The sequence below is a fragment of the Roseobacter phycocola genome, assembly GCF_042055075.2.
GTDB lineage: Bacteria > Pseudomonadota > Alphaproteobacteria > Rhodobacterales > Rhodobacteraceae > Roseobacter.
In genome coordinates, this window is sequence record NZ_CP194010.1 from 1,109,232 (window position 1) to 1,129,993 (window position 20,762).

General features: G+C 60.8%; 14 protein-coding genes and 1 pseudogene. 8 read left to right on the plus strand and 7 right to left on the minus strand.

The window, feature by feature from the left end; translation table 11 throughout:
* Positions 1 to 129: 129 nt before the first annotated feature.
* Positions 130 to 939, minus strand: a complete 810-nt coding sequence (locus AB4K19_RS05420) for a ferritin-like domain-containing protein (protein WP_436399286.1) — start codon at positions 937 to 939, stop codon at positions 130 to 132.
* A complete protein-coding gene (bcp, locus tag AB4K19_RS05425; protein WP_375227438.1) occupies positions 936 to 1,397 on the minus strand; it encodes a thioredoxin-dependent thiol peroxidase in 462 nt (153 codons plus the stop codon). Before bcp ends, AB4K19_RS05420 begins: the two co-directional genes overlap by 4 nt.
* Before the next feature lie 124 nt (positions 1,398 to 1,521).
* Here bcp and AB4K19_RS05430 point away from each other — a divergent pair, with 124 nt between their 5' ends.
* The 5 genes from AB4K19_RS05430 (at position 1,522) to lpdA (ending at position 9,599) form a co-directional block, all read left to right on the plus strand.
* The gene (locus tag AB4K19_RS05430; RefSeq protein ID WP_375227439.1) at positions 1,522 to 4,884 is read left to right on the plus strand and encodes a hypothetical protein; all 3,363 of its coding nucleotides are present in this window, start codon (positions 1,522 to 1,524) and stop codon (positions 4,882 to 4,884) included.
* Positions 4,885 to 4,974: 90 nt separating this feature from the next.
* The gene (queA, locus tag AB4K19_RS05435; protein WP_436399287.1) at positions 4,975 to 6,030 is read left to right on the plus strand and encodes a tRNA preQ1(34) S-adenosylmethionine ribosyltransferase-isomerase QueA; all 1,056 of its coding nucleotides are present in this window, start codon (positions 4,975 to 4,977) and stop codon (positions 6,028 to 6,030) included.
* A gap of 104 nt (positions 6,031 to 6,134) precedes the next feature.
* Positions 6,135 to 7,400: an MFS transporter gene (locus tag AB4K19_RS05440; protein WP_375227440.1), complete on the plus strand. Its 1,266-nt coding sequence runs from the start codon at positions 6,135 to 6,137 to the stop codon at positions 7,398 to 7,400.
* Positions 7,401 to 7,490: 90 nt separating this feature from the next.
* On the plus strand, positions 7,491 to 8,078 hold the full coding sequence (locus AB4K19_RS05445) for a DUF924 family protein (protein ID WP_375227441.1): 588 nt from the start codon (positions 7,491 to 7,493) through the stop codon (positions 8,076 to 8,078).
* Positions 8,079 to 8,204: 126 nt separating this feature from the next.
* On the plus strand, positions 8,205 to 9,599 hold the full coding sequence (gene lpdA / locus AB4K19_RS05450; protein ID WP_375227442.1) for a dihydrolipoyl dehydrogenase: 1,395 nt from the start codon (positions 8,205 to 8,207) through the stop codon (positions 9,597 to 9,599).
* 71 nt (positions 9,600 to 9,670) lie between these two features.
* On the opposite strand, the gene AB4K19_RS05455 is transcribed toward lpdA, so the two are convergent.
* Positions 9,671 to 10,309, minus strand: coding sequence for a VPLPA-CTERM sorting domain-containing protein (locus tag AB4K19_RS05455; protein ID WP_375227443.1), 639 nt, complete (start codon positions 10,307 to 10,309; stop codon positions 9,671 to 9,673).
* A 220-nt stretch (positions 10,310 to 10,529) separates the two neighbouring features.
* Here AB4K19_RS05455 and AB4K19_RS05460 point away from each other — a divergent pair, with 220 nt between their 5' ends.
* A complete protein-coding gene (locus tag AB4K19_RS05460; RefSeq protein ID WP_436399288.1) occupies positions 10,530 to 11,687 on the plus strand; it encodes an MFS transporter in 1,158 nt (385 codons plus the stop codon).
* A 159-nt stretch (positions 11,688 to 11,846) separates the two neighbouring features.
* The gene (gene uvrA, locus AB4K19_RS05465; protein WP_436399289.1) at positions 11,847 to 14,729 is read left to right on the plus strand and encodes an excinuclease ABC subunit UvrA; all 2,883 of its coding nucleotides are present in this window, start codon (positions 11,847 to 11,849) and stop codon (positions 14,727 to 14,729) included.
* 22 nt (positions 14,730 to 14,751) lie between these two features.
* Here uvrA and AB4K19_RS05470 read toward each other — a convergent pair whose 3' ends face one another.
* From AB4K19_RS05470 to AB4K19_RS05480, 3 genes and pseudogenes are all read right to left on the minus strand, one after another.
* Positions 14,752 to 16,107 carry an MmgE/PrpD family protein gene (locus tag AB4K19_RS05470; protein WP_436399290.1) on the minus strand — a complete coding sequence of 452 codons (1,356 nt, stop codon included), beginning with the start codon at positions 16,105 to 16,107 and terminating at the stop codon, positions 14,752 to 14,754.
* The gene (mmsB, locus tag AB4K19_RS05475; RefSeq protein ID WP_436399527.1) at positions 16,104 to 16,949 is read right to left on the minus strand and encodes a 3-hydroxyisobutyrate dehydrogenase; all 846 of its coding nucleotides are present in this window, start codon (positions 16,947 to 16,949) and stop codon (positions 16,104 to 16,106) included. Before mmsB ends, AB4K19_RS05470 begins: the two co-directional genes overlap by 4 nt.
* Before the next feature lie 120 nt (positions 16,950 to 17,069).
* Positions 17,070 to 18,029 (minus strand): annotated as a pseudogene (locus AB4K19_RS05480) (enoyl-CoA hydratase/isomerase family protein); the annotation flags it as partial.
* Between the two features lie 378 nt (positions 18,030 to 18,407).
* On the opposite strand from AB4K19_RS05480, the gene AB4K19_RS05485 reads away from it, so the two are divergent.
* Entirely contained in the window at positions 18,408 to 19,172 is a 765-nt protein-coding gene (locus AB4K19_RS05485; protein WP_375227448.1) for a VPLPA-CTERM sorting domain-containing protein, read from the plus strand.
* Positions 19,173 to 19,260: 88 nt separating this feature from the next.
* On the opposite strand, the gene AB4K19_RS05490 is transcribed toward AB4K19_RS05485, so the two are convergent.
* A complete protein-coding gene (locus tag AB4K19_RS05490) occupies positions 19,261 to 20,760 on the minus strand; it encodes a CoA-acylating methylmalonate-semialdehyde dehydrogenase (protein ID WP_375227449.1) in 1,500 nt (499 codons plus the stop codon).
* Positions 20,761 to 20,762 lie beyond the last annotated feature (2 nt).

Genomic DNA, 20,762 nt, shown 5'->3' on the forward strand with positions numbered 1-20,762 from the left:
CACGTATCCCCGGAAAGTGATTAACCAGCCATCGGGCGTCGGGCAAGCAGCATTAACGATCCGGCATCAACCTGTCGTTGAATGTTGCAAAATGGGCAAAAAACTGCCGAGAATCGTTGGTCTGGAAGGTCAGGCGTCTTCGGTCAGCGGCCAGTAAAAGTCGGGCGGGATGCCCGCTTCCGCCCTTTTTTCTTCGTTGAAAGGTGGTTTGAGCGGGCCGTGGAAATAGGTGCGGACCAGCGCGTGAAAGCGTTCCTTGGGGTCTTCCTCGTGGCGGCCGCAGAGGAAATGAAACCACTTTGATCCGTAGGCCACATGGGCCACTTCCTCGGCGTATATGACTTCAAGCGCTGCGACGGCTGATGCGGCATCAGCTTTGCGGAACACTTCGATCATACCGGGCGTTACATCGAGGCCGCGGGCTTCGAGCACCATTGGCACAACCGCGAGCCGGCCCATGAAATCCTCGGCTGTATCCTCGGCGGCTCGCCACATCCCTGCATGGGCGGGAAGTGCGCCATAGTGGCTGCCAAGCTCTTCAAGACAGTCGCACATCAGGTTGAAATGCTTGGATTCTTCGTCCGCAGCTTTGACCCAGTCGTCGTAAAACCCCATCGGCATCGGCACATGCGAAAACCGGGCGATAACGTCCCAGTGCAAGTCCACCGCATTCAGCTCGATATGGGCCACAGCATGCAGCAGCGCGATGCGCCCCTCGGGCGTGCCGGGGCGGCGGCGCGGCACATCCCGCGGGCTGAGCAGCTCAGGCTTTTCCGGCCGTGCGGGGTGCAAAGGAGGGTCAGCGTGACCGATTTCAGGCTTTTCACCCGTCGCGCGTGCGGCCTGCCAGGCGGCGGCGTATTCGCGCGACAGGGCTGTTTTGGCGCGGCCATCGGCCGTGCGCAGCACGTCTTCGGCCATCTGCGCCAGGGGTTTCACAGCGCGCGCACCGCTTCCAGCACGGCCTCGGCATGACCGGGGACTTTCACCTTGTTCCAGACCTGCGCGACCGTACCGTCAGCAGCAATCAGGTATGTCGTGCGTTCGATCCCCATGTATTTCTTGCCGTACATGTTCTTTTCCTTCCACACGCCATAATCCTCGCAGACGGTGCCGTTTTCGTCGGACAGCAGCGGGATACTGAGGTCACGTTTCGTCGCAAATTTCTCATGGCTGGCGATGCTGTCTTTGGAAATGCCAAAGACCTTCGCCCCGGCTGCCTCAAAGGCCTCGCGGCTTTCGGAAAAGGCGATGCTTTCCTTGGTGCAGCCCGGCGTGTCATCGCGCGGGTAGAAAAAGAGCACCACCGGCTGACCCTTCAGGGTGGAAAGCGTGATCTCTTCGCCGCCGGTGGCGGGCAGGGTAAAGTCAGGTGCGGGCTGTGAAATCTCTGTCATAACGGTCTCTTGGGTTTTCAGGAATGATGTCAGGTGACATACTAGGTCAGGGTCGGAATGAGCCAAGCCCCGGACCGTCAGAAACAGCGTTCTAGCACACCCTATCGCACAGGCCAGTACAGATTTGACCAGCGCGCCACCCGATCAGGACAAGAAACCGACCCGCCGGCGCGCTCGGCGTGCACTGGTGTGGTGTCTGTTGTGTCTGGTGCTTATCGCCGGGGGGGCCGCAGGGAGCGTCTGGTGGCTTAAGGGGAGGGAAGTTGCCGCACCGGAATGGTTGCGCGCGCAGATCAGCGACCGCCTGCAGACGGCGGTACCCGAAGCTGAGGTTTCCTTTGGCGAGCTTGTGCTGCTGCTTGATGAGGAATGGCGTCCGCGTGCGTCCGTCCGGAATGTGCAGGTCACAACCCCTGATGGCGTGGATGTCGTCGGTTTTTCCGAGATGCGGGCAGGAGCATCTCTTGATGCGCTGCTGCGGGGCCAGCTGGAACCGACGTCACTTGACGTAAGCGGTGTGTTTCTGACGCTCCGGCGAGGGCCTGAGGGGCGCATTTCCATATCCGGCACCCAAGGCCCGGCACAGGTCGCGCGCGAGGCGCCCAACCTCGCGGAACTGGTCACAGAGCTGGACGACTTCCTGTTGCGTCCCGGGCTGACGGGTCTGGAGCGTGTGAGCGTGCAGACACTGACCCTGCGCTATGAGGATCAGCGCGCGAACCGTGCCTGGACCATTGACGGGGGCAGGCTGCAGCTCACCCGAGAGGCGGAGGCCCTGCAGATTTTTGTCGATCTTGCCGTGCTTGGCGGCGGCGCGCAGGTTGCGACCCTGGCGGCCAGCTATGCGGGTGAAATCGGCGCGCGGGCCTCCGAATTCGGTGTCACCTTCCGTGATCTGGATGCGGTGGATGTGGCCAGCCAGGGGGCCGCGTTCAACTGGCTCGGGGCCCTGCGCGCACCCATTTCCGGTGCGTTGCGCGGTGGTCTGGAGGAAGATGGCAGCATCCGGCCGCTGAACGCCACTTTTCAGATTGGTGCCGGTGTGATCCAGCCCACGCCCGAGGCACAGGCGATCCCGATTGACAGCGCACGCAGCTATTTCACCTATCTGCCTGACAGCCGCACACTGCGGTTTGATGAGCTCTCTGTTGAGAGTAAATGGGGGCGCGGGACGCTTGAGGGTCAGGCCGAAATCGGGCTGCCCGTGAACGGCCGCATCGGCGACATGGTCGGTCAGCTCCGTCTGAGCGGGCTGACGGTGAACCCGGCAGATTTCTATCCCGAACCGGTATCGGTTGCGGTTGCGGAACTGGATTTTCAGCTCAGTACCAGCCCGTTCCTGCTGGAGATCGGGCGCCTGCAGGTCGAGGACGACGGGAATGTAGCAACCGGCAACGGCACAATCCGGGCAGATGCCCGCGGCTGGGAGATCGCGCTGGACGGCCAGATGAACGCACTGAGGCCTGCGCGGCTGCTGGAGCTCTGGCCGATGGCTGTCAAACCGAAGTCGCGTAAGTGGATTGCAGAGAACGTCAAAGCCGGGACCATGCGGGACATTTCCGGTGCTGTGCGTCTGCGCGCCGGTGAAGAGCCGGAGACTTTCCTGAGCTTTGATTTCAGTGACGGCGAAGTCCGGTTTCTGCGGACGATGCCGCATCTGACGGGCGCGCGGGGGCATGCGACGCTGGTGCGCAACCGGTTCGTTGTTGTCGCGGACGAAGGTGTCGTGACGGCCGATCAGGGAGGCGAGGTCGATGTGACCGGCACGGCATTCATCATTCCGGACGTCAAAATCAAGGATTTCACGCCTGGCGTCGTGCGCCTGCGGGCCAGTGGTGGGATCGAGGCAGCGCTGTCCCTGCTGGACCGTAAGCCGCTGGAGGTCATGAAAAAGGCCGGGCGGGCCCCGGACATTGCATCGGGCCGGGCGGAGGTCATGGGCACGATTTCCCTGCCACTTGAAAAAGGCGTGCCGCTGGAGCTGGTGAATTACAACCTGACCGGTACAATCACAGATGTACGTTCGGATGTGCTGGTGCCGGACCGGGTGGTGCAGGCACCCGCGCTCGATCTGGTTGCCTCCGACGAAGAGGTAAGCCTGCGCGGCGAAGGCGATCTGGACGGTGTGCCGTTTGATATCGTCTGGCGCCAGTCCGTAGGCGAGGGGCCACAACCGCCCGGCAGGGTTACCGGAACCGCCGTGATCAGCCAGGAAGCGCTTGACACGTTCCGGGTGGATCTGCCCCCGGGCAGCGTCCGTGGCAGCAGCACCGCGGACATCGACATTACGCTGACGCGCGACACCCCGCCAGCGCTGCGGCTGACCTCTGATCTGAGAGGGCTCAGGCTGGCCTTTGCCCCGGTTGGCTGGGCCAAAGCTGCTGCAACCCCGGGCGAGCTGGAGGTCGCGCTTACGCTGGGGCCTGTGCCACAGGTCGACAGCCTGCGGCTTGAAGCGCCGGGGCTGCGGGCTGAGGGTGACGTGCTGCTGAATGAGGGGGGTACGCTGGACCGGGTGCGCCTGTCACGGTTGCGGGTCGGGGGCTGGCTGGATGTGCCTGCGGAACTGATCGGGCGGGGCGAAGGAGCGCCGCCGGCGGTAAATATCCCGGGTGGCCGCGTGGATCTGCGGCGGGCGGATTTCGGCAGTGCAGGCGGCTCCGGGCAGGCCAGTGGGCCGCTGACACTGGCGCTCGATACGCTGCAGGTCAGCGATTCCATCGCGCTGCGCAACCTGCGGGGCGAATTCACGACAGGGGGTGGCGGGCTGCTGGGCAACTTCACCGGGCTTGTGAACGGCCAGGCGCGGATCGCCGGGCAGGTGGTGCCTGAAGGGGGCCGGTCCGCAATCCGGATTGCCGCGGATGACGCCGGCGCTGTTGTCGCCGCCGCCGGTGTGCTGAAGCAGGGCCGGGGAGGGCAGCTGGAACTTGGCCTCCGCCCGGTCGGTACCGCAGGGGCGCTTGACGGCAAACTCCGCGTCACCGACATCAGTGTCGTGGATGCGCCGGCCATCGCAGCACTTCTCAATGCCATCAGCATTGTGGGGCTGGTGAATGAGCTTGGCGGTGACGGGATTTACTTCTCGGAGGTGCTCGCCGACTTCCGCCTGACGCCTGACCGGATCACGCTGCGCGAGGCAAGTGCCGTGGGCTCTTCTATCGGGCTGTCGATGGATGGCGTGTTTTTCCCGGGGACGGGGCAGCTGCAGATGCAGGGGGTGATTTCGCCGGTCTATCTGCTCAACGCCATCGGCAGGGTCATCTCGCGCCGGGGGGAGGGCCTGTTCGGGTTCAATTATTCGATCAGTGGAACAACGCAGGATCCGGACGTTTTCGTGAATCCGCTGACCGCGCTGGTGCCCGGCGGGATCCGGGATCTGTTCCGTGCGCCCAAACCCGAGGTGCCACTGGCCGAGGGAGAAGAACCACCACCCCCCGAACCGGTGCGGCGCCCGCCCCCCAATGTGAGCGGCAGCGACAGATAGAGCCCGCGGGGCGTTGAACTTTGCAGCACTTTTGGGCATGTGCAGACACCGGCCCCGTCGGCCCCTATCCACCAGGGACATCCGCGACACGTGAAACTGACCGATTTTGATTTTGATCTTCCCGAAGAGCTGATCGCGACGCGACCGGCGGTGCCGCGTACCTCTGCGAAACTGCTTGTCGCGGAGGGTTCGGGCATCACCGACAGTGTTGTCTCCGCGTTGCCTGACTGGCTGCAGGCGGGGGACCGGCTGGTGCTGAATGATACCCGTGTGATCCCCGCGCGTCTGAGCGGACAGCGCCATCGCAGCAGTGCGCAGGGTAACACCGCAGCCACCATCGGCGTGACCCTTCTGGAGCCGCGGGCGGACGGCACCTGGACTGCACTGATCAAGCCGCTCAAAAAGGTGAAAGCGGGCGAGGAGATCGTTTTCAGCGCAGACCTCAGGGCGACCCTGGAAGGTACCGCAGAAGGCCAGGGTCTGTTGCGGTTTAACCTGTCGGGCGATGATTTTGATGCAGCGCTGAATGCAGCCGGTGCCATGCCGCTGCCCCCCTACATTGCCGCCCGCCGCCCGGCCGATGCGCAGGACAACGAAGATTACCAGACCGTCTTTGCGCGTAACAAAGGCGCTGTGGCTGCACCCACGGCGTCCCTTCATTTTGATGACGCACTGCTCCGGGAAATCGGCGCACGCGGTGTGCGTTTCAGTTATGTCACGCTGCATGTTGGGGCGGGGACTTTCCTGCCGGTCAAGGTGGACGACGTCACCACGCACAGAATGCATGCCGAATGGGGACGCGTCAGCGCTGAGGCTGCGCATGAGATCGCACAGACCAAAGCGTCAGGCGGCAGGGTAATCCCCGTGGGCACCACAGCGCTGCGCCTGATTGAGACCGCCGCACAGACCGGCAGCATCCGCGCCTGGGAAGGCGAAACGGACATCTTCATCTACCCCGGTTTCACGTTCCGCGTAACAGATGCCCTGATGACCAATTTCCATCTGCCGAAATCCACGCTGATGATGCTGGTCTCTGCCCTCATGGGGCAGCACAGGATGCGCGAGATTTATGCGCATGCCATCGATCGGAAATATCGTTTCTTTTCCTACGGCGATTCTTCGCTGCTGATCCCCGAAAAAACCTGAAGCACCAATACGACCCATTGCGTCGCGTACTGGCCTGAAATAGGGCGGGAAAAACGGCACAACCTACTGAGTCGTACCACCGCGACGGACCATGGAGACCGCGCATGCTGCAGGTTTTATCGAGCGCTTGGGCCCTGCTTCTGGGGATGTGCCTGCTGATGGTCGGCAACGGCATGCAGGGCACGCTGCTGGGCATCCGGGGCGAAATCGAGGGCTTCTCTACCTTCGAGATGTCGATCGTCATGTCCGCCTATTTCGTGGGCTTCCTGGGCGGCTCACGCATGGCACCGGGCATGATCCGGCGCGTGGGGCATGTGCGGGTTTTTGCCGCCCTGGCCTCACTGATTTCAGCAGTCATGATCATCTATCCCACGCTGACCGAAGTCTGGGTCTGGACACTGGGCCGCGTGCTGATCGGGTTCTGCTTTTCTGCCGTTTATGTGACCGCAGAAAGCTGGCTGAACAATGCGGCCACGAATGCCAACCGCGGGCAGGCGCTGTCGCTCTATATGATCGTACAGACGGCGGGTATCGTGGTCAGTCAGGCGCTGCTGCTGGCCGCGGATCCGTCTGGATACGTGCTTTTCGTCATTCCGTCCGTGCTGGTTTCCATCGCGGTCACGCCCATTCTGCTGTCGATCAGCCCGACGCCAGCCTTTGAAGCCACCAAGCCGATGAGCCTGCGTGAGCTTTACGGCTACTCTCCGCTGGGCTGTGTTGGCATGTTTTTGCTGGGCGGTGTCTTTTCCGCGCAATTCGGCATGGCCCCGGTTTATGGCGCCAAAGCAGGGCTGTCGGTGGGGCAGATTTCGACCTTCGTGGCGATGTTCTTTGTGGGGGCTGTGCTGCTGCAATACCCGATCGGCTGGATTTCCGACCGTATGGACCGTCGCTATCTGATCCTGATTGTCTCCGCCATCGGTGTCGCAGGCTCAGTGATCGGGCTGGTGCTGGGCAGCGTGTTCGTGCTGCTGCTGGTCTCTGCGCTTGTCGTGGGGGGCATGTCGAACCCGCTTTATTCGCTTCTGATCGCGCACACGAACGACTTTCTGGAGCACGACGACATGGCGGCGGCCTCGGGCGGGCTGATCTTCATCAACGGGTTGGGCGCGATTGCGGGGCCGCTGATCACGGGCTACCTGATTGATGCAACAGGCCCGGGCGGATTCTATGTCTTTACCGGCGCGCTCTTTGCGATGCTGGTCGCCTACGCCGGCTACCGGTCCACCGTCGCCAAGCCGGTGCCGGTCGACGAGACGGGTACGTATGTTCCGGTTGCGCCTTCTTCTACATCACTTGCGGTTGAATATGCCCAGGAATACGCCATCGAGGCGGATCTTGAGGCTGAAAAGTCGGAAAACGAGAGCTGATTATGTCGCAATGACGCAATTTGTGAATAGGTCAGAGCAGCACAACAAAGCTACACTCCGGGTGGGGATGTGGTGAACGATGGAGTTATTATGGTTGATCCTCAGGACATTCTAAAATTCTGGCTTGATGATATCGGCCCGGATGGGTGGTACAACGCGACGCCTGAACTGGATGCGCAGATCCGTCAGAAATTTGAAAAGACGTGGGAAGGTGCCTGCGAGGGGAGGTTCTCTCTCTGGCTGACATACCCTTCCGGCGCGCTGGCCTACATCATTCTGACAGATCAGTTCCCGCGCAATATGTTCCGCGATACAGCCGGTGCATTCTCGACCGACCGGGTGGCCCTGGCCGCGGCGAAATCCGCGATCAACAAGGACTGGGACATGCGGATTGATGAACCGGCCCGCCAGTTCTTTTATCTTCCGCTGATGCACTCCGAAAACCTCTGTGACCAGGACCGTTGCGTGCGGTTGATGTGCGAGCGTATGCCTGAGTATGGCCGCAGCAATCTGCTGCATGCCAGAGCGCATCGCGCTGTCATCCGGCAGTTCGGACGCTTTCCGACCCGCAATGCTGCGCTGGCACGTCCGGATACGGCGCTGGAGGCGGAATATGTGGCAAAGGGCGGTTACGGTAACACCGTCCGCGCCCTGCAGGAAGAAACAGCAGCAGCCTGATTTCAGGCTGCTGACCGCTCATGAACGAGGGCGCGCTTATGTCGCGGCCCTCCCTGTGTTGAAGCACGCTCAGATATAGTTTAATGGTAAACTATATTTTTGACACTCAACGTGCGAGGACATCTCATGGCGGCGAAATCCTTTGATCTGGTTGTGATAGGAGCAGGGCCGGGCGGCTATGTTGCTGCGATCCGCGGTGCGCAGCTGGGCATGTCCGTCGCCATTGTGGAACGCGAACATCTGGGAGGCATCTGCCTGAACTGGGGCTGCATCCCGACCAAGGCGATGCTGCGCTCGTCAGAGGTGTTCCATCTGATGCACCGGGCCAAGGAATTTGGTCTGAAAGCCGACAACGTCGGCTATGATCTCGACGCGGTGGTGAAGCGCTCCCGTAAAGTGGCCGGACAGCTTTCCGGCGGTATTGGCCACCTGATGAAAAAGAATAAGGTCACCGTCTTTATGGGCGAAGCGACCATCCCTGCCAAAGGGCAGGTCTCGGTTAAAACCGACAAGGGCACCGAAGCGCTGAGTGCGAAGAACATCGTGCTGGCAACCGGTGCGCGCGCGCGTGAACTCCCGGGTCTTGAGGCGGACGGCGATCTGGTCTGGACATACAAACACGCGCTGCAGCCCAAACGCATGCCCAAAAAGCTGCTGGTGATCGGCTCCGGTGCGATCGGCATCGAGTTCGCGAGCTTCTACAACACGCTGGGTGCTGACACGACCGTTGTTGAGGTGATGGACCGCGTCCTGCCGGTTGAGGACGCCGAGATTTCTGCATTCGCCAAGAAGTCTTTTGAAAAGCAGGGTATGAAGATCATGCAGAAGGCCATGGTCAAACAGCTGGACCGGGCGAAAGGTAAAGTGACCGCGCATATCGAAGTAGGCGGCAAAGTCGAAAAGCAGGAATTCGACACGGTGATCTCTGCTGTCGGGATTGTCGGCAACGTGGAAGGGCTCGGTCTCGAAGCGCTTGGTGTCAAGATTGACCGGACCCATGTGGTCACAGATGAATTCTGCCGCACGGGCGTCGAAGGTCTGTATGCCATTGGCGATATTGCCGGTGCACCCTGGCTGGCGCACAAAGCATCGCACGAGGGTGTCATGGTCGCGGATCTGATTGCAGGTAAACACGCGCACCCGGTCAAACCCGAAACGATCGCGGGATGCACTTATTGCCACCCGCAGGTGGCCAGCGTCGGATACACCGAAGCGAAGGCGAAAGAACTTGGGTTTGACATCAAAGTGGGCCGTTTCCCGTTCATCGGTAACGGCAAGGCAATCGCTCTGGGGGAACCGGAGGGTATGATCAAAACGATCTTTGACGCCAAGACAGGTGAACTGCTGGGCGCGCATATGGTCGGTGCCGAGGTGACGGAGCTTATTCAGGGCTATGTCGTGGGCCGGCAGCTGGAGACCACGGAGGAAGATCTGATGAATACCGTCTTCCCGCACCCGACGCTGTCAGAGATGATGCACGAAAGTGTACTCGACGCGTATGACCGGGTGATCCATATGTAATCCGATCCTATATGCCGGAACGAAAAAAGCGGAGCCGAAGCTCCGCTTTTTTTGTTGCTTTCGCACAAAGATCAGCTCTTGCGGCGTGACCGCATTGCGCCGAGGCCGGCAACGCCACCCAGCAAAAGCAGTGCGGATGCCGGCAGCGGAACTGCGGAAACCGAAGATACGACGATCGCATCAATGTCAAAGCCGTCGGTTGAGCGTGTGTTGGCGAACACGGACTTGGAGATGTCGACAAATCCAAGGAAGGAGTAGGTTCCGGAGAAGCTTACCGTCGATGTTGTGCCGCGGTCGCCATCATCGATGCCGCCCTGATTGTCAGCGGTGCCGAGAATATCAAAGTTGATCCCGTCGTTTGAGCCGAAGATACGGACAGCTTCACGGTGCGAGGATGACCCGCCGTTATTCGTGATTTCGATCACGGTTGCGGCGCCTTCGATGACCGGATCAAATTCCAGAACCAGCGAGCCGTTCAGGCCCAGCGAGAAGAAGTCATCGTCGCCGCCACCGGTGCCATTCTCAAAGATTTCGATATTGCCGGTATCGTTGCGGTCTGCGCTGCCGCTGCAGCTGATGAACCCGGCCTGCGTCAGGGCGCTGCCCGAGCCACCACAGTCCGAATCGATTCCGACCACGGCCGCACTGGCCGAGCCGCCCATCAGGACGGATGCTGTTACTGCACTGAAAAACAAGGATTTGGCTGTCATTTGTCTGAACTCCTTACTTCCCGGAAGCGTCCTGTGTACCCCACATACTCCGGAACCGTTTACCTGTTGCCCTTACGGCTACCAGCGTTTCCGGGAAGTTAAAAGTCGCATAAATATTTTGGTGAATCCTTCGCGTCGGAGTGGAAAACAGAGCAACCGCAGCGGATGCAGATTGTCACTGGCGGGGACTTCTGACATCACACCAGTCAAAGGATACCCGATGCAGAAGACACCCTGGGGACTGGTTCTGGCGCTTTGGGGCGCAGGCCTTGGCGCGGCGGCGCAGTACGGCAAGTTCAGCGTTACATTTGACCGGTTGCCGGAGCACTACCCGCAGGCCGGAAACGCGCTGGGTCTGATCGTTTCATCCGTTGGCATACTGGGCATTTTCTGTGGTGTGGCAGCAGGGTTGCTTGTTGCGCGCATCCGGTACCGGCGCGCTTTGCTGTGGGGGTTGTGGGCAGGCGCGGCGCTCTCGGCGTTTCAGGCCTTTTTGCCCGCGTTGCCATGGATGCTGGCCAGTCGCGCGCTTGAGGGATTGTCGCACCTGGCCCTTGTGGTCGCCGCGCCGACCCTGATTGCGCAACTCTGCGCACCCTCGGATCGGGGTTTTGCGCTCACCCTCTGGGGGACCTTTTTTGGGGTGGCCTTTGCCGTTCTGGCCTGGGCGGGTCTGCCGTTGGTGAAAACCGGTGGTCTGTCCGCGCTGCTGATCGCGCATGCAATTTACATGGCGGTTTTTGCGCTGTGGCTGGGCATGCGTCTGCGGGCGCTGGATACCCCACCGGACACCCGGTCATTCTCGCTGGGCTCTGTCCTGCGCGAACATCTGGTCATATATTCATCGCCACGGGTGTCTGCGCCGGGGCTGGGCTGGCTGTTCTATACATTCTGTTTCGTGTCGGTGCTCACGGTATTGCCACCCTACATACCGGATGGGACGCGGGCGCTTGTGATGGGGGCCATGCCGCTGACAAGTATCGGGGCCTCCATGACCATCGGGGTGGTTCTGCTGCGGTTCATGCCGGCAGTCGGCGTGGTTCTTGTGGGGTTTGCCGGCAGTGCGCTCTGTATGCTCTGGCTTTGGGTGGAACCGGGCGGGGCTTTGGCGTGCATCGCGCTTGCGGGCTGCATGGGGTTGATCCAGGGGGCCAGTTTCGCCGCCGTGCCTCAGCTGAATGATGCTCCGGCGTCGCAGGCACAGGCCAACGGTGCAATGGCGCAGATGGGCAACGTGGGCAACACGCTGGGCACGCCAGTAATGGCGATCACAACCGGTGCCATCGGCTACGCCGGATTGACCCTGCTGGCCGGGCTTGCCTTTGTGATCGGGGGCGTTGTGCATCTCTGGCTGGCAGCGCGGCGCCGCTCCGTCTGAGCATCTGCGCGCAGCGGGGAAGCGGGACCCGGCCAGGCGGCGGCCTTTCACAGAAAAGAGTTGCTTGCGCACGCAGGATGTTCTTTTTATGTTCTCATTTTCTGATTGGCTATCGATGACATTCCACCTAAATGAGGGTGGTGCACCCTGGGGGCGGTAATGGCAGAGCTGAAAAACATCGAAGTGCGCGGCGCGCGCGAGCATAATCTCAAGAGCATTGACGTGGATATTCCGCGTGACCAGCTCGTTGTGATTACCGGGCTGTCCGGATCGGGCAAGTCTTCGCTGGCGTTTGACACGATCTATGCGGAAGGCCAGCGCCGGTATGTGGAATCGCTCTCGGCCTATGCACGCCAGTTCCTTGATATGATGCAGAAACCGGATGTGGATCACATTTCCGGTCTCAGCCCGGCCATTTCGATTGAGCAGAAAACCACCTCCAAGAACCCGCGGTCGACCGTGGGTACCGTCACAGAAATCTATGACTACATGCGTCTCCTGTTTGCGCGCGTCGGGACACCATACAGCCCCGCCACCGGCAAACCGATTGAGGCGCAGCAGGTGCAGGACATGGTCGACCGGATCATGGCGATGGAAGAGGGGACGCGCGCCTATCTGCTCGCGCCGATCATCCGCGACCGCAAGGGCGAATACCGCAAGGAATTTCTGGAACTGCGCAAGCAGGGGTTCCAGCGGGTGAAAGTGGATGGCCAGTTCTATGAACTGGACGAACCGCCCACACTCGACAAAAAGTTCCGCCATGACATTGATGTCGTTGTGGATCGCATCGTGATCCGCGAGGGGCTGGAAACTCGGCTTGCCGACAGCCTGCGTACAGCGCTCGACCTTGCCGACGGTATCTCCATTCTGGAGACAGCACCATCTGAAGGCGAGCCGGAACGTACGACATTCTCAGAGAAATTTGCTTGTCCGGTCAGTGGGTTCACAATCCCCGAAATTGAGCCGCGGCTTTTTTCGTTTAACGCGCCCTTTGGGGCCTGCCCGGATTGCGACGGGCTGGGCGTCGAGCTGTTTTTCGACGAACGCCTTGTGGTGCCGGACCAGAACCTGAAGATCGCGGATGGTGCGCTCGCCCCCTGGCGCAAAGGTAAGAGCCCATATTTCCTGCAGACCATCGAGGCCCTGGCCAAACACTATGGGTTCAAACAGTCGACGAAATGGAAAGACCTGCCCGAAAAGGTGAAACAGGTGTTTCTCTACGGCTCCGGCAAAGAAGAAATCGCCTTTCGCTATGACGAGGGTGGTCGCGTTTACCAGGTGACCCGCGTTTTTGAGGGTGTGATCCCCAACATGGAACGCCGCTACCGCGAAACAGACAGCAACTGGATCCGCGAAGAATTTGAGCGCTACCAGAACAACCGCTCCTGCGGCACCTGCGGTGGCTACCGTCTGCGCGAAGAGGCGCTGGCAGTACGGATCGGCCCGTCTGATGACGCGGAAAACCTGCTGCATGTGGGCCAGGTCGTTCAGATGTCGATCCGTGAGGCATTTGAATGGTGCGAAACGGTGCCGGAGCACCTGACCCAGCAGAAAAACGAGATTGCGCGCGCGATCCTCAAGGAAATCCGCGAACGTCTGGGTTTTCTGAACAATGTGGGCCTTGAATATCTGACGCTGAGCCGGAATGCCGGGACGCTGTCGGGCGGTGAAAGCCAGCGGATCCGCCTGGCCAGCCAGATTGGTTCCGGTCTGACCGGGGTGCTCTATGTGCTTGATGAACCCTCGATTGGTCTGCATCAGCGCGACAATGACCGCCTGCTGCTGACGCTTAAAAACCTGCGGGATCAGGGCAATACGGTCATCGTTGTGGAGCACGACGAGGAAGCGATCCGCGAGGCGGATTATGTGTTCGATATCGGCCCGGGCGCGGGGGTGCACGGCGGTCAGGTTGTCAGCCACGGCCCGCCTGCGACCATTGCGGCGGACGAGACGTCGATCACCGGGCAATATCTGACCGGCACGCGCGAAATCGCCGTTCCGGCAGAGCGGCGCAAACGCGGCAAAAAGAAGCTGCAGATCGTGAAAGCCACTGGCAACAACCTCAAGAACGTCACGGTCGACTACCCGCTGGGTCAGTTCGTCTGTGTGACCGGTGTCTCTGGTGGCGGCAAATCCACGCTCACCATTGAGACGCTGTTCAAGACCGCTTCGATGCGGCTGAATGGCGCGCGCCAGACGCCTGCGCCCTGCGAAACGATCAAGGGGCTGGAGCATCTGGACAAGGTCATCGACATTGACCAGCGACCCATCGGTCGTACGCCCCGGTCAAATCCAGCGACCTATACCGGTGCGTTCACACCGATCCGCGACTGGTTTGCCGGGCTGCCCGAGGCCAAGGCGCGCGGGTACAAACCTGGCCGCTTCAGCTTCAACGTCAAAGGCGGGCGCTGTGAGGCCTGCCAGGGCGATGGTGTCATCAAGATCGAGATGCACTTTCTGCCGGACGTCTACGTTGAATGCGAGACCTGCAAGGGCAAGCGGTACAACCGCGAAACGCTTGAGATCAAATTCAAGGGCAAGAGCATCGCTGACGTGCTCGACATGACCGTCGAGGATGCGCAGGCGTTTTTCCAGGCAGTCCCGTCTATCCGCGAAAAGATGGATGCGCTGATGCGGGTGGGGCTGGGCTATATCAAAGTGGGTCAGCAGGCTACGACGCTTTCGGGCGGCGAGGCGCAGCGGGTCAAACTGTCCAAAGAACTGAGCAAACGGTCCACCGGACGGACGCTCTATATTCTCGACGAACCGACCACGGGTCTGCATTTCGAGGACGTGCGCAAGCTGCTTGAGGTGCTGCACGAGCTGGTCGATCAGGGCAATTCGGTCATCGTGATCGAACACAATCTGGATGTCGTGAAAACAGCCGACTACATCATTGATATCGGCCCGGAGGGGGGCGACGGCGGCGGCACCATCGTTGCCACCGGCACGCCGGAAGAGGTTGCGGACGTCGCCGAAAGCTATACCGGCAAATACCTCGGGCCCATGCTGCACCCACGCGGGAAGGTCGCTGCGGAGTAGCTGCGTGCAATCCTCTTTGGTGTCAGGTGCCCGGTGCGGAAAGGCAAAGGTCCTTCAGCCGGCCGAAACCGCGTGCATCAAGTCCGTCAAAACCTGCGCAGAGGTCTTCGATTTCCTGTGCGCGCGCCTCACCGAGCACAGGGTCAGCAAAGAGATGAAATTTTTCCGATATGGCGCTGTCTGACAGCGGCTGATCCGTATCGCCGCGCGGCGTGCGGGGGGCGGCTTCAAAACGCGTTCCGTTGTTCAGCTCAATCGTGACCTGCGCCCAGCGTTTCCCAACGCTGATCCGGGTAAAGTGTTCATCATCAATGAGTTGTGTGGCGGTGCTGATCCGAAGAATATCCGGGTCTGACAGCGTTTCCATGGCCAGTTCGGGCAGGCCGATCTGCCCCCGGACGATCATGGCCGCGACGGGGAAAGCGATGGCATAGGCAAACTCATCCGGCGTGGCCGGACGGTGCCCGGCAAGTCGCGTCGCGTTGTGAAAAGTACGGATTTCCACGGCGGCAATGTCGCTGTGGTGCAGCCCGTTGGTTTGCATCAGGTCTGCGGCAGCATCGATTGCCGGATGTGCCCACCGGCAGCAGGGATAGGGCTTGTAATGCGTATCAGTGACCAGTTTCCAGGCATTGCCGAGGTCGTCCCAGAATGCGGGTGCGGCCTCGCAGGTCAGAGCGGGGGCGCCGGTAAAACCCTCAAGGGCCAGCCAGGCTGCGGTCACCCCGGACGGCGCGCCCCAACCAACCCCATCGCGCAGCATGGTGGGGTGGTCGATGCAGCGCATCATCTGGCTTCTGGGACCGTGATATTCTCCGATCCCGGCGGCTTGCCGGATCTGTTCGGGCGTTCCATTCAGCGCGCGCGCGCAGGCCGTCGCAACGCCGACTGCGGTCCAGGCGCCGGAGGTGTGATAGTCCTCGCAGAGGTGATGCTGCGCCAGACCTGCGCGGTAGCTGACCTCATAGGCAATCGCAAGAAGTACAGCAAAGTCAGCGCCCTGCAGATTATTCCCGATGTCCGCGGCGGCCAGCAGTGCCGGGAAGACTGCGGATCCGGCGTGACCCTTGCAGGGGGAGGTCCCGTCATGTGCATCAATGCTGTCGACGGTGAATGCACCGGCCATCGCGGCACCAGCCGGGCTGAGCCGGTCGCCCTGCATCAAAACCCGGGCCGCCCCTGCGTCGCCCGGCCCGAACAATGCCCGGGCGCCACGATGGGCGATGCCTGCCATGTCTGTCGTGGAGCCAACGGCGGCGACACCCATTGTATCGAGAAAGGACCGCCGCAGCACCCGCAGCGCCACTTCCGGGATGTCCGCGAGGGTCAGACCTGCGGCGAACTCCTCAAATGGCAGGCGTGCGGATGCGCTTTTCAAGCGTCGCGGCCCCGTCCGGCAAACCGCGGCAGCATCGCTGAGAAATCCTTGCCCTGGCCGCCTTCCTGTTCGACGAACCGGCGGTAGAGCTCGAAGGCGGCGGCCCCCATGGGTGTGTCCGCATCGACAGCTTCGGCTGCCTGTTGCGAGAGGCCCAGGTCCTTGAGCATCAGCTCAGCGGCAAAACCGGGTGTGTAGTCGTTGTCTGAGGGGCTTTGCGGCCCGACGCCGGGGGCAGGGCAATAGGCGTTCGTGCTCCAGCTGTAGCCGGACGATGTGCTGACCACATCGAACATTTTCTGGCGGTCGAGCCCCAGTTTATCCGCCAGTGCAAAGGCTTCGCATGTGGCAATCATCGTGGCACCGAGGATCATATTGTTGCAGATCTTGGCGGCCTGACCCGCCCCGGCTTCGCCGCAGTGCACTGCCTTCTGGCCCATGACATCAAAAAGCGGGCGGGCCCTTTCGAAAGCAGCAGCTGTGCCGCCTGTCATAAAGGTGAGTGTTCCGGCTGTGGCGCCGCCGATCCCGCCGGACACAGGCGCATCAACAAAAAGAACGGAGGCAGCGGCGGCCTCTGCTGCCACTGCCCGTGCGCTTTCCACGTCCACGGTGGAGCAGTCGATGAACAGGGCGTCTGATTTCGTGTGGGGCAGAATGTCTGCCGCGACCGCGCGCAGAATGTTGCCATCCGGCAGCATTGTTATGACGATATCCGCATCGCGCACGGCGTCAGCGGCAGAGCCTGCGACAGACGCGCCTTCGGCGGTTGTCCCGGCGGTGTCAAAACCGGTCACATTGTATCCCGCGGCGGCAAGATTGGCGGCCATGGGTGCCCCCATGTTGCCAAGTCCGATGAATCCCACAGTTGGTTGCGTCACGTTAGTGTCCTCCAGCTTCAGCGCCGCCGTTCCAAGAGGGCGCAGCATGCGGCTGACCTCGGTAACCGGAACGGACTGTCCTGCATACTGCCATCCGGGCTGGCGGTCTTTGTCAATGATTGCTGCGCGGATTCCTTCGAGGAAATCGCCATGCTCCATGGACCGGGCGGTAAACCGGTATTCCAGATCAAGCGCCTTGGCGATACTGATCGAAGGGCCGCGCAGCCGGTGCAGCAGTTCGACCGTGACCGCCATCGACAGCGGGCTGTTCCGCTCCATTGTACGCAGGGTGTCGCGCGCGAAATCGCTGTCTTCGTTGCGCAGACTGTTGAGGATATCGGCCAGGGCCTCGCCGCCGAAATGCCTGTCGATGTCCCCGGCACGGGCCGCCAGCGGTGATGCCGGAACCGGGCAGGTGTGCTGTTCCACAATGCCCGCGTCGCCGGTTTTCTCCAGCGCCGCGATCAGAGCCGGCCACTGGTCTTCGGGAATATAGTGATCGGCAAAGCCCGCGTGGATCGCGTCGGCGGCGGACATACGGGTGCCGGTCACCCCGAGGTATTCGCCCAGCCGTCCGTCTGCCAGGGCCAGCATCAGCGTGGCACCCACGTCCGGGATCAGCCCGATCCCGCATTCAGGCATCGCGATGGCCGTAGTGTCACCGGCAATGCGGTGCGTGCCATGACATCCGATGCCGACGCCGCCGCCCATCACAAATCCCTGCAGAAAGGACACAACAGGTTTGGGCCAGGCAAAGATAGACGCGTTCAGGCGGTATTCATCTGCCCAGAATTCCTGTCCATAGGCGTAGTCCCCCGCGCGGCCCGTGCGGTATAGTTCCGCAATATCCCCGCCCGCACAGAATGCCCGTTCTCCAGCGGCATCAAAGACAACGAGTTTTATAGCCGGATCATCCCGCCAGGACCGCATCGCATCGGCGATGGCGCGGCACATATCCCACGTCATGGCATTCAGCGCATCCGGTCGGTTGAGGGTAATCCGGCCTGCATGCCCGGAACGGCGGATGAGAATATCTGTCATGTGGTTTTTCTAGGCGAGCCGGGTGCCCTCAGCAACCGAATCGATGTGCGCGGCGGTCAAAAATATGCGTGTCCGGCGGTGATTGTTTCTGACCTGGAAATCCGTCCGGGAAGATCAGCGGAAAAATTGCGGCGTCAGGCCGAAAAATTGGCGTAATTTTGCCACGGTTTTTCTGAATCACGGGGAATTTACACAACGTGGCGTCACGGTTAACGGCGTAAGTGTCTGAAATATAACAATTCAACCCGATTTTGTCGGTTTGCCGGTTTGTGAAACGAATTGCGGCGAAATTATGCTCATGTTAGATATTGCTTTGTAAACGGTAAGCGTTGCGCCTGACAGCGGCCGACGCTCGATTTTAAAGAGAAGGACACAGCGATGATCTTCAGACAACTCGCAGTAGGGGCGGCTGCTTTAACTCTCCTGAGTGGTGCAGCAACAGCCGCAACCTTCGAAGGGTCCACTTCCGGCTTTTTCAGGGGTTTCCAGCATTTTGCTGCGGACCCGAACGACACGAACGGTGATGCAAGGCCATCCGGCTCGGGATGCTTTGGGTCAGGCTGTACAAGCGTCTCGTGGGGCCGCACGGCTGACGATGCCGGTAACACAATTCAGGGTCCGGACGGCATTGTCCGCAGCATCATGTCATTCCAGCAGACGGATTTCTCTGTAGAACTGACAGGCGGGCCGAAGACAGTAGAAGTGGCCCGCATTGACTGGTTCAACGCCGAATGGTCTAACTTTGACGATCTCTTCCAACTGGACGCGACGTTCAATATCAACCTGACGGCGCCTTTCGCCCTGAGCCCCGAAGTTTCGGATGATTTTGCTTTCGGCGTCGGCACAACAGGTAATGACAGCTCGTCTGATGCCGACACTGCGAAGATTGCCGGGTTCAACGGGTTCCTCCTGGATACGCCGCTTATTCTGAACGACCGCTACCGACTGACTGGGTTTTCGTTCTCGGTGATTGGAGACGGGTCTGTCGATGGCAATGTCTGGAGCACGCAGGAAAATGCGTCCAGCTCGCTGATTGTCTCTGCCAATATCTCAGCGGTGCCACTGCCGGCCGCTGGCTGGCTTCTGATCGCGGGCGTTGGTGGTCTTGCGGCGATGAAGCGTCGTCGGAAAAACACCGCCTGAACAGCAGTTTATGCGGAAATTGAAAAGCGGCTCCCGAAGGAGCCGCTTTTTTTGTGTCTGCGGGGCTGCGAAGGCCCCGCACAGTCAATTATTCCATGACCGGAATTGAGAACTCGCCGCCTTCTTTAATGCCTGACGGCCAGCGCGCGGTGACCGTTTTGGTGCGGGTATAGAACTTAAAGGCATCGGGCCCGTGCTGGTTAAGATCCCCGAACACGGATTTCTTCCAGCCGCCGAACGTGTGATAGGCCAGCGGCACCGGGATCGGAACGTTCACGCCGACCATGCCCACGTTGACGCGGTTCGCAAAGTCGCGGGCCGCATCACCGTCACGGGTGAAAATCGCCGTGCCATTGCCGTATTCGTGGTCCATCGCAAGGCCAAGCGCTTCTTCATAGGATTGCGCCCGAACGGTTGTCAGAACAGGGCCAAAGATTTCCTGTTTGTAGATGTCCATGTCCTTTGTGGCGTGGTCAAACAGATGCGGCCCGACAAAGAAACCGTCTTCATACCCCTGGAGGTTAAAGTTCCGGCCGTCCACAACCAGTTTGGCGCCCTGATCGACACCGGTTTGCACCAGGCGTTCGATGTTGGCTTTGGCAGCAGCTGTGACAACGGGACCGTAGTCCACGTCATTGCCGGCAGTGTAGGGGCCCACCTTTAGTTTTTCGATCCGCGGCACCAGCTTTTCGATCAGCCGGTCGGCTGTGTCATCGCCAACGGGAACAGCGACAGAAATCGCCATGCAGCGTTCGCCCGCAGCACCGTATCCCGCGCCAACCAGAGCATCCGCCGCCTGGTCCATGTCCGCGTCCGGCATGATGATCATGTGGTTCTTGGCGCCGCCAAAACACTGCACCCGCTTTCCGTTCGCGCAACCCGTGCCATAGATGTATTCGGCAATCGGCGTGGATCCGACGAAGCCGATCGACTGGATCACATCGTGATGCAGGATCGCATCAACGGCTTCCTTGTCACCGTTCACCACCTGCAGCACGCCTTTGGGCAGCCCTGCTTCTTCCATCAGTTCGGCCAGCATGAGCGGCACAGACGGGTCACGTTCGGATGGTTTGAGGATGAAGGCGTTGCCGCAGGCGATGGCGGGCGCAAACATCCACATCGGGATCATCGCCGGGAAGTTGAAGGGCGTGATACCCGCGGTCACACCAAGCGCCTGGCGCATGGAATACATGTCAATGCCGGGGCCCGCGCTGTCGGTGTATTCGCCTTTCAGCAGGTGCGGCGCGCCGATGCAGTATTCGACAACTTCCAGTCCACGCTGTACGTCACCGGCCGCATCCGGCAGCGTTTTGCCGTGCTCGCGGCTCAGCGCTTCGGCCAGCTTGTCCATATCACGGTTCAGCAGGTCGACGAATTTCATCAGAACCCGCGCGCGACGCTGCGGGTTGACGGCGGCCCAGGCGGGTTGCGCTGCGGCGGCATATTCGACGGCCTGTGCGACCTCTGCGGTGGAAGCCAGCGGCACCTTGGCCTGGACTTCACCCGTTGCCGGATTCATCACGTCCGCAAAGCGCCCGGATGTGCCCTTTACATGTTCACCGTTCAGGTAATGCGTCAGTTCCTGCATTT

Bases quoted from the DNA above. Each gene is read 5' to 3' on its own strand.
- AB4K19_RS05490 (WP_375227449.1), bottom strand. From the start codon at position 20,760: ATGCAGGAACTGACGCATTACCTGAACGGTGAACATGTAAAGGGCACA.
- lpdA (WP_375227442.1), top strand. From the start codon at position 8,205: ATGGCGGCGAAATCCTTTGATCTGGTTGTGATAGGAGCAGGGCCGGGC.
- AB4K19_RS05460 (WP_436399288.1), top strand. From the start codon at position 10,530: ATGCAGAAGACACCCTGGGGACTGGTTCTGGCGCTTTGGGGCGCAGGC.
- AB4K19_RS05485 (WP_375227448.1), top strand. From the start codon at position 18,408: ATGATCTTCAGACAACTCGCAGTAGGGGCGGCTGCTTTAACTCTCCTG.
- AB4K19_RS05445 (WP_375227441.1), top strand. From the start codon at position 7,491: ATGGTTGATCCTCAGGACATTCTAAAATTCTGGCTTGATGATATCGGC.
- mmsB (WP_436399527.1), bottom strand. From the start codon at position 16,949: ATGGGGGCACCCATGGCCGCCAATCTTGCCGCCGCGGGATACAATGTG.
- bcp (WP_375227438.1), bottom strand. From the start codon at position 1,397: ATGACAGAGATTTCACAGCCCGCACCTGACTTTACCCTGCCCGCCACC.
- uvrA (WP_436399289.1), top strand. From the start codon at position 11,847: ATGGCAGAGCTGAAAAACATCGAAGTGCGCGGCGCGCGCGAGCATAAT.
- AB4K19_RS05455 (WP_375227443.1), bottom strand. From the start codon at position 10,309: ATGACAGCCAAATCCTTGTTTTTCAGTGCAGTAACAGCATCCGTCCTG.
- AB4K19_RS05440 (WP_375227440.1), top strand. From the start codon at position 6,135: ATGCTGCAGGTTTTATCGAGCGCTTGGGCCCTGCTTCTGGGGATGTGC.